This is a genomic window from Nocardioides sp. CPCC 206348, from assembly GCF_048654705.1.
In the GTDB taxonomy this organism is placed as follows: Bacteria; Actinomycetota; Actinomycetes; order Propionibacteriales; family Nocardioidaceae; genus Nocardioides.
The window spans coordinates 6300-6668 of the sequence record NZ_JBMCZA010000149.1 but is presented as its reverse complement, the minus strand read 5'-3'; the positions used below and the strand labels follow the sequence as shown (position 1 = coordinate 6668).

1 protein-coding gene and 1 pseudogene are annotated in these 369 nt (G+C 66.9%); both read right to left on the bottom strand.

Translation table 11 applies throughout. From position 1 onward, the window contains the following. Nucleotides 1-117: pseudogene (locus ACOADB_RS10265) on the bottom strand (crossover junction endodeoxyribonuclease RuvC); the annotation flags it as partial. A gap of 80 nt (nt 118-197) precedes the next feature. After that, nucleotides 198-369 (bottom strand): YebC/PmpR family DNA-binding transcriptional regulator (locus ACOADB_RS10260; protein ID WP_378597974.1); only part of this gene is annotated, 172 nt, incomplete at its 5' end.

Here is a 369-nt window from a genome sequence, read left to right as displayed (position 1 = left end):
CTGCGACGACGTACGGATCACGCCGACGTCGACCAGCGACAGCGGCCGGCCCACGGAGCCCTCGACCACGCCCATGCCGCAGCGGGTCAGCCCCGGGTCGATCCCGAGCACGCGCACGTCATCACCTCTCGTCCGAACAAGTGTTCGGACCCAACGCTAACCGGGCGCGTCGAAGTTGTGGCGATGACACGCCCAACTCATGCGTCGATGGACTCGAGCACGTCGTCGGGGATGTCGGCGTTGGAGAAGACGTTCTGCACGTCGTCGAGGTCGTCGAGCACGTCGACCAGCTTGAACACCTTGCCGGCGGCGTCGGGGTCCGCGACGGGAATGTCCATCGACGCGACGAACAGCACGTCGGCCGACTCG